The sequence below is a fragment of the Lacibacter sp. H407 genome, from assembly GCF_037892605.1.
Taxonomy (GTDB): domain Bacteria; phylum Bacteroidota; class Bacteroidia; order Chitinophagales; family Chitinophagaceae; genus Lacibacter.
This window is the reverse complement of record NZ_JBBKTU010000001.1, coordinates 3,964,914-3,976,902: the sequence shown is the minus strand read 5'-3', so window position 1 is coordinate 3,976,902 and position 11,989 is coordinate 3,964,914. Positions and strand designations below refer to the sequence as shown.

The following is an 11,989-nucleotide window of genomic DNA, read 5'->3' as shown; positions in this document are numbered from 1 at the left end:
GTTTACAAACTTTTCCCAGAGTAAATACTTGCATCATCCCATCAGGTGGTTTGATTCCAATTTTTATTTTATGAATCAGTATCAACTCAGAAACCCCAACGCCTTAATCAATTCATCCGGCAACTTTGGTAATCGTTTCCGTTCAATCAAATAGGTTGACAAAGCAGCGAGGTCTTTAAATATATAATGCTGTTGAACCGCACCTTCCAGGTAACCTGCACCGGTTGTGTTACCTGTGCCCACACGCATGCCGATCATACGCCGCACCATTACATAATGTTTATGTCGCCAGCCTGCCAGCCAATGATCAATTTCAATTAAGGTATCAAGTATTTGAAACGAAGTTTGAAAAACCGGAAAGTCACGATACAGCATAATGAACAATGCACTTCGCATCGCTGCATCACTGAACGATCCATCAGCTTGTTTTTCTGCAATGAACTGTGCATCAAAATCGGACAGCTTGTGTTGTTCCCTTTCGGTCAGGCTGTTTTGATAAATCGAACGGTAATCATTCCAGAATGGATGCATTTGCGTAGCAGGATATACGTTGTTATAACTCTGCCAGAATTTGTCATCAAAAAAAGGCATCCGCTCCAGCCATTGATTCACCAGTTGAAGAATGGTAGAAGAGGTTTCAATGGAATTGATCTCATCAAAATCTTTTTGTGCAAAGCCTCCTTCGTTGGTGCGTTTGTAATAATCCTGTTGATGACGCTTTTCCATCTTCAACCCGAGCGTTGCTTCAATTAAACGAAACTGCTTGCTTTGAAAACCGGAGGCAGGAGTAAGCAGGTTCCTGAATTCAAGAAAGTCGAGTGGCGTCATTGTATCCAATACCGTTACCTGCTGGTTCAGCAAGGCAAGTATGCGTGTTACCCGTTGCAGACGATGGCGGCAAAGGTTCAGGTCTTCACTGTTATCATCCACCTTTTCCTTACTGAATACCTTTTTTACAAAGTCCAGTTCAAACAAGATCTGTTTAAACCAAAGTTCATACGCCTGATGAATAATGATGAACAGCATTTCATCATGCGCCGGTTCCTGTCCTTCTGCAAAACTTAAGGGATGCTGACTATCGAGTATACTTTCGAGCCGCAAATAAGAAGGGTAGTATTGGCCGTTATCGGGTTTCATAATGCAATCAATTTAATATGCGGCAAGGTTAAAGATTTTTCAGTGAACTTCTGCCAATTACAAAAAACAACAGCAATCTGCTAACTTGCATACGATTTAAGTAAGTCCGTTCGTTTCATTTATCTCCGACCTCATGTAAGACTGGCTCTATTTTTGCAAAACAAAACAATCATGCAAAAGAAACTGATCTTATCAATTTTCGCCGTTACAGTTAGTGTTTTCTCAATTGCCCAGGACTTGCGTTTGAATCTGTTTGGTGGGCTCGCAAATTATAGCGGCGATCTGCAAGACAAAGCACTTACGTTTCAACAAGCCCGTTATTCAATTGGCTTATGGGCCAGTTATGATATCAATCCTTTTGTGATGTTACGTGGCGGATTGCATGTGGCTAAAGTGGGAGCCGAAGATCGCTTTCAAGCCAATCCGGCCAACCAGTTGCGTAATCTCAGTTTCCAAACCAATATTATTGAACTCCATGCCGGAGCCGAATATCATTTCCTTGGTATGGATAACCGGGTTTTTTCGCCATATGTCTTTGGCGGGCTGGGAGGGTTTTATAACAATCCATATGCATTTGATCAGGGAGGGAACAAAGTATTTCTGAAACCACTTTCAACTGAAGGACAAGGTGTGGCTGGTTATCCCGACAGGCAGCCTTACAGTCTCACTCAATTTGCCGTTCCTTTTGGAGTGGGTGTGCGTATGGTTTTAACCGACAGGGTTGATGTGGGGCTTGAATTTGGATATCGCAAAACGTTTACAGATTACATGGATGATGTAAGCCGTTCCTATATCGATCAAAATGCATTGTTACTGGCACGTGGTCCAAAAGCAGTTGAAATGGCGTTCCGCACACCCGAGTTACCAACACATTCAAACGATCCCTATCCGGTAGATCTTGAAAAAAGAGGCAGTCCGCAATACAAAGACAACTACTATTTTCTTGGTCTTACACTCACGTACCGCTTAACAGGAGGCGATCGATCAGGTGCAGGAAGTGGCAGTCGTTTTGGTGGAAAACGCCGCTCCGGATTAGGTTGCCCAACCAATGTTTTCTAACCCCATTTTTTACTTATTTTCTATCTCGTTTTTCTTATCCACAAACGGCAGTAAATTGTTGAAAAACAGTCAAAATAAAGGCTGGGTTTCTGCTTTGTTCCCCTTGCTTTTCGGTATCTTTGGCCGCCTCATTTTAAGGCACAAAATAAGCTATGGATCAAATTGAAAATGCAATGGAAAACGGCCCGGATAGAAATGGCCGCATAATTCCCGTTAATATCGAAGAGCAAATGAAAACGGCCTACATCGATTATTCGATGTCGGTAATCGTTGGTCGTGCTTTACCTGATGTAAGAGATGGATTAAAACCCGTTCACCGTCGTATTCTTTTTGCGATGAAAGAACTGGGATTGAACTACAACAAAGCCTACAAAAAGAGTGCAAGAGTTGTGGGTGAAGTGTTAGGTAAATACCATCCGCATGGTGACAGTTCCGTGTACGATGCAATGGTGCGTATGGCACAGGAGTGGAGTATGCGTTACAGATTGGTTGACGGACAAGGTAACTTTGGTAACCAGGATGGTGATGGCCCGGCGGCCATGCGTTATACGGAGGTGCGTATGCAACGTATGACGGAAAGCATGCTGGATGATATTGATAAAGAAACAGTCGATTTCCAGAACAACTTTGATGATTCAGAATCGGAACCATCTGTACTTCCATCACGTATTCCTCAATTATTGGTGAATGGCTCCAGCGGTATTGCTGTTGGTATGGCCACGAACATGATGCCGCACAATCTTGGTGAAGTAATTGATGGTTGTATTGCGTATATCGATAACCGTGAGATCACCATCGATGAATTGATGCAGTTTGTAAAAGCACCCGATTTTCCAACAGCAGGTACCATCTTTGGAATGGAAGGTATCAAAGCAGGTTTTCATTTTGGACGTGGACGGGTAGTGTTGCGTGGTAAGTTAACGGTTGAAACAAAAACAAGTGGTCGTGAACAGATCATTATTACCGAAGTTCCTTACCAGGTAAACCGGGATGCGTTGACGGATAAGATCGGTCAGCTTGTAAATACAAAAGTGATCGAAGGTATTGTTCATGTAAACAATGAAAGTAACCAGAAAGAAGGTACACGTATTGTTGTTGATCTGAAACGTGATGCAGTTGCAAACGTCATCATCAATCAACTGTTTAAATACACTGAACTCCAGACATCGTACGGTATCAACAACGTGGCATTGGTAAAAGGACGGCCACGTACACTCAATTTAAAAGATCTTATTTCTGAGTTTGTTGAATTCCGTCATGAAGTGGTGGTTCGCCGTGCGAAATACGAATTACGCAAAGCACAGGAACGGGCACATATTTTATTGGGCTATCTCATTGCACTGGATCATCTTGATGAAGTGATCGCACTCATCCGCAGTTCTGCAACTCCTGATGTGGCAAAAGAAAATCTGATCAATGCAGGTTGGGGCCTCGATGAAATACAGGCCAAAGCAATTCTTGAATTGCGTTTGCAACGTTTAACCGGCATGGAGCGTGATAAGATCAAGAATGAATATGATGAACTGATGAAGTTGATCAATCATTTGAATGAACTCTTATCAAATGAACCTATGCGTTATGAATTAATTAAAACAGAATTATTAGAGATCAAAGATAAGTTTGGCGACGAGCGCAGAACAGAAATTACGTACCTGGATAATGAAGTGCGTATTGAAGATCTCATCAAAGAAGAAGATGTGGTGATCACCATTTCACATCATGGATATATCAAGCGTACTTCTGCAACTGAATATCGTCAGCAACGCAGAGGCGGACGTGGAGCCATCGGCAGTAAAACAAGAGAAGAAGATTATGTAGAACATCTCTTTGTTGCATCTACCCATCATACATTATTATTCTTTACTGAAAAGGGAAGATGTTACTGGATGAAGAGTTATGAAATTCCGGAAGGTGATAAAACAAGTAAAGGACGTGCTATCCAGAATATGATGCAATTGCCACCGGATGATAAGGTGCGTGCAATTATTGACGTGGCCAACCTGGATGATGAAGAATTTGTGAAGAATCATTACATTGTACTTTGTACAAAGAAGGGTATCATCAAGAAAACATTGTTGGAAGACTTCAGCAGACGTCGTGCAACCGGTGTAAATGCAATTACCATTAATGAAGGTGATCAATTACTGGAAGCAAAAATGACCGATGGCAACAGTGAGATCATGATGGCAGTGAAGAGTGGTCGTGCTATTCGTTTCCCTGAAGCAAAAGTGCGACCAACGGGCCGTGGAGCCATTGGTGTAGCCGGTATTGAAGTGGATGATGATAACGATGAAGTGGTTGGTATGATTTGTGTAAATAAGGATGATACTTCCAGAACCGTTTTAGTTGTGAGTGAAAAAGGATACGGTAAGCGTACGCCGATCGATGAATACCGCATGACCAACAGGGGAGGGAAAGGAGTGAAGACGATCAATGTAACCGACAAAACCGGTCCGTTGGTTGGGATGCTCGAAGTAACGGAGAAAGAAGATCTGATGATCAGTTGTAAAAGTGGCATCACCATTCGTATGAAGGTAAACCAGATCAGCGAACAAGGCAGGGCTACACAAGGTGTGAAACTGATCAGGGTAGATGAAGGCGATGAAATTGCAGCCATTACCCGTATGGATGAGCCGGACGAAGAGGATGCAACGGAAGTACCGGTTGAACCATCTGATGTACAGGACTAATTAAAAATAGTAAAAGCGAAACCTGGAATGAGCCATAAATTAAAAACGATCAGTTTATGGTGTTCAACATCTTACAATAAAAACAACAAAAAATAAGGAGATGAAAAAATTTCTTTTCGCAGCGATTGCTGTAATGTTTTGCCTCGGTTTATCCGCACAGGATATTAAGAAGGTGCGTAATTTTTTCGACAAGAAAGACTGGCCAAAGGCCAAAGAATCGGTTGACCTTGCATTGGCCAATGAAAAAGAACAGAAGAATTGGGAGGCTTGGTATTATAAAGGATTGATCTATGGACAAATCGCAAAAGATGCCAATTTAAAAGCAACTGTGCCGGATGCATGGATGCAATCATTCCAGGCATATGAAAAAGCAATGGAACTCGATCCAAAACAATCGGAAGTGTTTATGATGACACGTCAGTATCCGGTTTTTGAAAACTACCTTGAAATGCAAAAGGAAGCTAACCAATCGTATAACAGCGGTAACTACCAGGCTGCATTGGATGGTTATAAGAATGCTGATAAAGTGGGACGTTTCATTTTCAAAAACAAATGGGCACTCAGCGAAGTAGATACCATTCTTTATTATTATGCAGGTGCTGCTGCCATGCAGTTGGAAAACAAAGAAGAAGTTGTATCGTTCTTTACAAAAATTTGTGATGCAAATATTGGTGGCGAAGGCTATGATGTTTGCTACCGTTACTTAACGTATCACCACAACACAAATAAGAACGAAGCACTGGCAAAGAAATACGCAGATATGGGTCGTGCTCTCTATCCAAAAGATACTTATTACGACAGACTGGATCTTGATAAAATGCGTAAAGAAGATGCAGATCCCGTTACCATTTTCAATAAGTATGAGCAGATCGTAGCAATTGATCCAAAAGATTATGATGTACGTTACGATTATGCTGCAGAAATTTTCAACTGGCTCTACATGGATACAAAAGCAACGCCTGAGCAGAAAACAGTTTACTTTGAAAAATTGATCTCAAGTCTGAATACAGCCATTGAAATTGATCCTAAAAAACCGGAAGCACATTTGTTGATGGGTAAAACACATTTCAACGAAGCTGCCTTTATTCAGGAAGAAATCAAGAAAGTGAAGGGTTCTGCACCGGCCGATGTACAGAAGCGCAACGATATGAAAAAGAAAATGGAAGATCGTATGAAAGAAGCGATTGCTCCGCTTGATCGTACCAACGCAATCTATTCTGCTATGACGGCTGATCAAATGAAAGACAAGCGTACAAAAAATGAATACAAGTCAACCTTGTATCTGTTAACAGAAGTTCATCGCTTTCTTGGTAACAAAGACAAAGAAAAAGAATACGATACAAAATACCAGGCATTGAATCAATAAGCCCGGTTGTATAGAATTACCTGAAAGGCTGTCCGTACGGACAGCCTTTTTCATTACATTTAATTCAAACAAAGAAGAATTGGCTATGTCGTTATTATTGAACAGAACAATATTTGGAGATTCGAAAAATGCAGGCAATGTTATGAGTCGGGAAGATGCATACGATCTGCTTGCAGATTGGGTAAAGAATGAACGACTACAGCTCCATATGAAACAGGTGGCGCATTTAATGAAATGTTGGGCGGCTGAAAAAGAACAGCTTCCGGAAGCCGATCAATGGCGCTGGGAAATGGCCGGCTTGCTGCATGACGCCGATTGGGATCAATGGCCCGAGCAGCATTGTAAAAAGATCATTGAAGAGTTGGAAGCACGGCAAACGGATCCGGAAATTATCAGAGCCATTGCCAGCCATGGACCGAATCATTTTGGAGTAGAACCTGTAACAAGAATGGATCAAATTCTGTATGCCTTCGATGAACTCAGCGGACTGATCCATGCATACAGTCTGATGCGTCCCGAAGGTTATGCCGGCATGGAACTGAAAGGAGTGAAAAAAAGATTGAAAGAAAAAAGCTTTGCAGCCAACGTAAACAGGGCTGAAATAATGGATGCTATGAACAGGGCCGGGGTTGAACTGGATAGCATTATATTGTTCATTATCGAGAAGCAGCAAATGTGCTCGTGAAAGTTCTCGGCCAGCTGTTTAACATAAAAATTTGTTATAAGATTGTCGCTCTTAGTGGGCGACTTTTTGTTTTTATGTAGCTTATGACTTCCCACGGCGGGTTGGAATAAGCGGTACGACAATCTGATAACTCAATATTATGTCTAAGCGGTTGAATTTGTGGAAACGGATTTGTAAGTTGAATAAAACAAAGACGTTTCGGATGGCGAACACGTAAGACAAAAGACGTTAGGGAAATAGGGCGTAGCCCTTGTGTATTTCTAGGCCTCAAAACTTTGGGGTGGATGAAAATCTAAATAATACTGATATTAAGAACGAGGCATCGAACGATGCCTCTAACGGAGTTTCTGAACTTGACAAATTAGAGAATGAATTTGTTAGGCAACTGTTTGATGATTTTCAAACCTATTACAATAAAGAGTTATTTCTTGGCATTAAAGGCGACCTCCGCCAGTTTCTTGTAAAGGCCAAATCTCTTATCTGATAATATTATCTCGTAAACTCTTTCATAGGATTTTACAATATGCCGATTGATGTAAATAAAGTGGTCGCCAAAAACAGCCGCTATATCATCATCATATTTACAATGCTGCAATTCAATCGGGGCGCTTTCATTTCCTTTTGTAACGAAAACGAATGAAAATAGTTTGTCGTTTTTTGTGATTCTGTAATCCGAATCTGTATGACATGCTACGTTTCTCATGAATCTTATTAGACTTACAGCATCGTTGTATGAGTTCTTATCTTTCTTAGTAGTAAAAACTGGAATATCTTCATTAAAAAAGCCACTCAATTCAAATCCGTTTTCTTCATGTCGGCAGAATTGAAGTATGTGGTTGAGATTAACAAGAACCTCGATAAAAACGGATGTATAGAAAGGGGATTTGATATTTTCCCTTTTTTGCAAGAAATCTAAATCAATAAGTTTTTTAGTCCTCAGCAACGATGCGCCTAAGCCGAACTTTGCATGTTCCTTCATAAAGTAGTTTTAGTTTCGCCTTAAATATAGTGCAGAGTAGTTGTAGTTCCCACGAGTGCGTGGGTCTTTTGGATTGCGTGTGACGTGGGCGCTTAACATAATATTAATTATACGATAAAAGTTGCTGCCGGAAATTGCTAACTTCTTCAGATAGATGCAGATATGAATGCTCGGCTTGCAGCCGTACGGCCAGTTCAAGGTGCTGTTGGAGGAATTGTTGGTGCTGTTTTGAGCCCGGATGAAATGGTTTGTGATTGCGTGCTGTTACGATCTGGCGGATCTCTTTGATCAGTTGGTTGGTTGGTTCACGGAAAGCATAGTCAGAAAATTTTTCCATCACAAATTGCGTGGCTGTATAGTTTGGATGTGCCAGATCAATGTCGTAAAACCGGTAATCCCGTAGCACATCGATCACGAGTTCGTACGCCGGGAAATAAAACAAACGGTCGAATTTATTCACCAAATGGTGCACCGTTTCCAGCAGCCGGGCCTTGCTGCGGTTGTTGTCGACAACGCCATCCCGTAAATGCCTTACCGGACTAATGGTGAATATGATCTTCAGCTTTGGATTTGCATGAAATAGCTGGTGAATACAGTTGTCCAGCAATGCGATCTGCTCATCGATCGGCATCAGGTATTTATCGAACCATTGACCGGGTGCTTTGTGACAGTTGGTCACAAAACGGTTTTCTTCCTGCATTCTATAAACAAAAGAAGAGCCAAGCGTTATGATCAGCCAATCGGCTTTTTTCACAAACACATGCGCTTGTTGTTGCGATGCATTGATGTTTGCAAGTGCAGTTTCCTTGTCCGGATTTGAGAACCGGCCATGGTGATCCCAGCTTTGCCAAAGCTCATTATAAAGGAACAGATCATCGGCTTCGTATTGCTTATTTTGCAGATAAGATACCAAACTCCTGCACACACTCACAGGCTCAAACAAAATACCATTTGGATTCTGCAGTATATTGAATTTCAAATCATTCAAATTATTTCCGATATGCTCCGTGAAGCAACTTCCGACTAATAAAATTGAGTGTTGATGCGTTATGGGCGCCGGCAAGGGCTTAATATCAATATGCGTTAAGAAGTTCATGTATGAAAGATTTCAGCTGCCAACACCAGGCTTTTTTGCAACGCTTCCTGGTTGAGCTGTAAGCCGTTTTGGTTTTCAAAATAATGGATCATCAGCTCACTGTCCATATTGCCTACCAGTTCATCGTTGGCCATGGGACAACCGCCAATTCCTTTCAACGCTCCGTCGAACCTACGGCAACCTGCCGTGTAAGCTGCTTCCAGTTTTTCCTTCCACTTAAAGCTTGTTGAATGCAGATGAACACCGATTTCAGTTGTTGGCAATTGTTGAACTAAGTAACCCGTTATCCGTTTCACCTGTTCGGCAGTTGCTAATCCAACGGTATCAGCCAGAGAAAGAGTTTCAATTCCCAGCTCAACCAGTTCGTTTGCATACCGGAACACAATTTCTTCGTTCCATTCATCACCATACGGATTTCCAAAACCCATAGACAAATACACAACAAGTTGTTTCTTGTTTTTGATACAGAGTTCCTGTATGGCCTCTACCCTTTTGAACGATTCGCTGATGGAGCTGTTGGTGTTTCGCTGCTGAAATGTTTCTGAAACAGAAAAAGGAAAACCGAGATAGCTGATCTCATCAAACAAAACCGCATCTTCTGCGCCACGCTCATTAGCAATAATGGCAAGCAGTTTGGATTTGCTGCTTCCCAAATCTAAATTTTTGATCACATCTTTTGTATCGGCCATTTGCGGAATGGCTTTGGGCGATACAAAACTGCCAAAATCGATGGTATCAAAACCCACCTGCAGCAATGCATTGATGTATTCTGTTTTTTTTGCAGTTGGAAGAAATGTCTTCCAGCCTTGCATGGCATCACGGGGACATTCAATTAATTTGATGGGTTGCTGCTGCATGATCATTGGCAGCAAAATTAAGTGAACCTGCCGGTATTAAGTTCGGAGCGCATTCACCTTCTCCCGCATGGCGTTAAAAAAGCGGTTTCGGTCTTTTTCGCCGGTTCCGCTGATTTGGGAAGAACGACTTACCAGTGTAAAGAAATTTGCAAATGCTTTTTCATTAAAGCGTGGGTCTTTGGTGATGATATAACTCAGTACATTATATGTAACAAAAGAGAGTTTGGTTTCATCCAGCTCCATCAAAATGGTATTGCTCCCAATGATCACTTCGTTTACGTAAAACTGTATCGGAGCCCGGTAAACGATCTCCGGATCGCCGGGCATAAACTTGATTCCCTTTTCTACTTCCAGTTCAATATGGTCGAGGCATTTCTGAAATGAATCGAGTACAATGTTGAGATCGTCGGCGTGCCTGAAATAACCACCGTCTTTATAATAACGGAGCTGGCTAAGCGTACTGTTAATGCTTTCGGCATTCCACAGTTCAAGGGAGGGTATCTTATTATATTCTTTAATGATATCCTGTCCTAACTTGAAGCAATCGAGCAATGGAAATTCTTCCAGTGAAAAAAGTTTGCCCTTGTACTCGGGCAAATCCTTAATGGTCTTACTCCAGAAAAATGTTTTGAATGCGGCAATTTCAGGATACAGGTAGAAATGATAAAAGGTGATGTCCTTACAGAAATACAACATCTTTTTATTGCTGAACGTATTGAAATGTTTCATGTATTGCAGCATCGCCTCCAGATATTCCTGAAACGTTACCCGCTCTGCATTGATCTCCGGAGCACGAAATACCACCAGTTCGTTTTGTAATTGCAGCACCTGATCAATAGAAATTTTAAAATGTTCACTTAAGATTTTTAGTTCCGAGAGGGAGATCTCTTTTTCACCACGGATACGTCGATAAGCACTGTCGTTGCTGATATGAAGGAGGTCAGCAATTTCATCAACCATTGAGACATGAGTGGGCAAAGATTGCTTGATGTGCTGGAACAACAGCACCTGAATGTTCGATGTGTCCATCGGCTTTGGTTTTGGTTTTGGGTTTTCTGCAAATAAGTGCTTCATGTTTTGCAGAAATTAATTACTAACAGTAAGGTAGGTAGAATTTTTGCAAATGTCAATACCCTGTCGTACTTACAAATAACCGGTTTGTAGTACGTTCTGCATTTAATCAACTATCGGCAGCGAATACCAATTATGTATGGCCTCTTTGTAATTGTAGGTTTGATCTGAAATCATCATTACCAACAATTAAAACGAAAACAATGAAAAAGAATTTTACATCAACAGCTGTGTTGCTTCTGCTAACCAGTATCACTTATGCACAAAATTCGTCATATGGATTTCATGCCGGTACTTCAATTGGTAAAATAGAAGGAAAACAGGATAACCGGAGCTATACGTTTAGAAATTTAATAAATGTGCAAGCCGGTTTTTTGGCTGAGTTTAAAGCGAGTAAAAATATAAGTTTTCAATCAGGTGTGAACTATGTGCAAAAAGGAGGAACATTAGAAGAGGATTTTTTTGGTACAGATATCGAAGCATCAATCCGTTTACATACAATTGAAATTCCAGTATATGCCCTTTACAGAACTGGAGGCAACAAAGGGAATTTCTTCATTGGAGCAGGTCCTGCGGTTTCATTTTCTATCGCAGGAAATACTGTAATGAAGAATAACGGAGAGGAAGAAAGTGAAAAAATGGAAATTGGAAATGATGAAGAAAATGATAATATAAGAGCCATTGATTTTGGAATAAATGTTTTAGCGGGTTATCAGTTTAAATCCGGAGTTTTCATAGGGGCTACGCACAATTTCGGTCTTCGCAATATGGTGCCTGGTAACGATCCTGAGATGGGTACAGCCATAACGAGCTACTATGGTTTCAGGATCGGTTACATGTTTGGTAAACGGTAGTTCTTACTCAGAAATAGTTTTCATGAACACCATTTATTATATCAGCAGCAAAAGAACTTCAACAAAAAAGATTATAAACATGTAATTGAAAACTACAATGTGACCAAAGTAATGGCAATGCATGAAACGCAAAAAATGCAAAAGAAGTAAGTTGTTTTACTCGTTTCCGAAAACACATTCGATTATTTTAGTTAC

The 11,989-nt window shown here is 41.1% G+C and carries 10 protein-coding genes; 5 read left to right on the top strand and 5 right to left on the bottom strand.

What is annotated here, in order from left to right:
• Positions 1-81: 81 nt before the first annotated feature.
• A complete protein-coding gene (locus WG989_RS17135; protein WP_340431270.1) occupies positions 82-1,137 on the bottom strand; it encodes a tryptophan 2,3-dioxygenase family protein in 1,056 nt (351 codons plus the stop codon).
• Positions 1,138-1,308: 171 nt separating this feature from the next.
• On the opposite strand from WG989_RS17135, the gene WG989_RS17130 reads away from it, so the two are divergent.
• The 4 genes from WG989_RS17130 to WG989_RS17115 all read left to right on the top strand — a co-directional run bounded on the left by WG989_RS17130 (position 1,309) and on the right by WG989_RS17115 (position 6,937).
• Positions 1,309-2,196, top strand: a complete 888-nt coding sequence (locus tag WG989_RS17130; RefSeq protein ID WP_340431269.1) for a DUF6089 family protein — start codon at positions 1,309-1,311, stop codon at positions 2,194-2,196.
• Positions 2,197-2,348: 152 nt separating this feature from the next.
• Positions 2,349-4,886: a DNA gyrase subunit A gene (gene gyrA / locus WG989_RS17125; protein ID WP_340431268.1), complete on the top strand. Its 2,538-nt coding sequence runs from the start codon at positions 2,349-2,351 to the stop codon at positions 4,884-4,886.
• Positions 4,887-4,986: 100 nt separating this feature from the next.
• The gene (locus tag WG989_RS17120; protein WP_340431267.1) at positions 4,987-6,252 is read left to right on the top strand and encodes a hypothetical protein; all 1,266 of its coding nucleotides are present in this window, start codon (positions 4,987-4,989) and stop codon (positions 6,250-6,252) included.
• 85 nt (positions 6,253-6,337) lie between these two features.
• Entirely contained in the window at positions 6,338-6,937 is a 600-nt protein-coding gene (locus WG989_RS17115) for an HD domain-containing protein (RefSeq protein ID WP_340431266.1), read from the top strand.
• Between the two features lie 421 nt (positions 6,938-7,358).
• On the opposite strand, the gene WG989_RS17110 is transcribed toward WG989_RS17115, so the two are convergent.
• The 4 genes from WG989_RS17110 to WG989_RS17095 all read right to left on the bottom strand — a co-directional run bounded on the left by WG989_RS17110 (position 7,359) and on the right by WG989_RS17095 (position 10,943).
• Positions 7,359-7,916: a hypothetical protein gene (locus tag WG989_RS17110; protein ID WP_340431265.1), complete on the bottom strand. Its 558-nt coding sequence runs from the start codon at positions 7,914-7,916 to the stop codon at positions 7,359-7,361.
• Between the two features lie 103 nt (positions 7,917-8,019).
• Positions 8,020-9,012 carry a GSCFA domain-containing protein gene (locus WG989_RS17105; RefSeq protein WP_340431264.1) on the bottom strand — a complete coding sequence of 331 codons (993 nt, stop codon included), beginning with the start codon at positions 9,010-9,012 and terminating at the stop codon, positions 8,020-8,022.
• Positions 9,009-9,875: a hydroxymethylglutaryl-CoA lyase gene (locus tag WG989_RS17100; protein ID WP_340431263.1), complete on the bottom strand. Its 867-nt coding sequence runs from the start codon at positions 9,873-9,875 to the stop codon at positions 9,009-9,011. The genes WG989_RS17105 and WG989_RS17100 overlap by 4 nt, the downstream gene beginning before the upstream one ends.
• Before the next feature lie 30 nt (positions 9,876-9,905).
• Complete coding sequence (locus tag WG989_RS17095; RefSeq protein ID WP_340431262.1) at positions 9,906-10,943, bottom strand: helix-turn-helix domain-containing protein; 1,038 nt, start codon at positions 10,941-10,943, stop codon at positions 9,906-9,908.
• Positions 10,944-11,143: 200 nt separating this feature from the next.
• On the opposite strand from WG989_RS17095, the gene WG989_RS17090 reads away from it, so the two are divergent.
• A complete protein-coding gene (locus WG989_RS17090) occupies positions 11,144-11,794 on the top strand; it encodes a porin family protein (protein ID WP_340431261.1) in 651 nt (216 codons plus the stop codon).
• Positions 11,795-11,989: the final 195 nt, after the last annotated feature.

Excerpts from the sequence above, each read along its gene's own strand:
- gyrA (WP_340431268.1), top strand. The coding sequence starts at position 2,349 with ATGGATCAAATTGAAAATGCAATGGAAAACGGCCCGGATAGAAATGGC.
- WG989_RS17105 (WP_340431264.1), bottom strand. The coding sequence starts at position 9,012 with ATGAACTTCTTAACGCATATTGATATTAAGCCCTTGCCGGCGCCCATA.
- WG989_RS17130 (WP_340431269.1), top strand. The coding sequence starts at position 1,309 with ATGCAAAAGAAACTGATCTTATCAATTTTCGCCGTTACAGTTAGTGTT.
- WG989_RS17090 (WP_340431261.1), top strand. The coding sequence starts at position 11,144 with ATGAAAAAGAATTTTACATCAACAGCTGTGTTGCTTCTGCTAACCAGT.
- WG989_RS17135 (WP_340431270.1), bottom strand. The coding sequence starts at position 1,137 with ATGAAACCCGATAACGGCCAATACTACCCTTCTTATTTGCGGCTCGAA.
- WG989_RS17095 (WP_340431262.1), bottom strand. The coding sequence starts at position 10,943 with ATGAAGCACTTATTTGCAGAAAACCCAAAACCAAAACCAAAGCCGATG.
- WG989_RS17110 (WP_340431265.1), bottom strand. The coding sequence starts at position 7,916 with ATGAAGGAACATGCAAAGTTCGGCTTAGGCGCATCGTTGCTGAGGACT.
- WG989_RS17120 (WP_340431267.1), top strand. The coding sequence starts at position 4,987 with ATGAAAAAATTTCTTTTCGCAGCGATTGCTGTAATGTTTTGCCTCGGT.
- WG989_RS17115 (WP_340431266.1), top strand. The coding sequence starts at position 6,338 with ATGTCGTTATTATTGAACAGAACAATATTTGGAGATTCGAAAAATGCA.
- WG989_RS17100 (WP_340431263.1), bottom strand. The coding sequence starts at position 9,875 with ATGATCATGCAGCAGCAACCCATCAAATTAATTGAATGTCCCCGTGAT.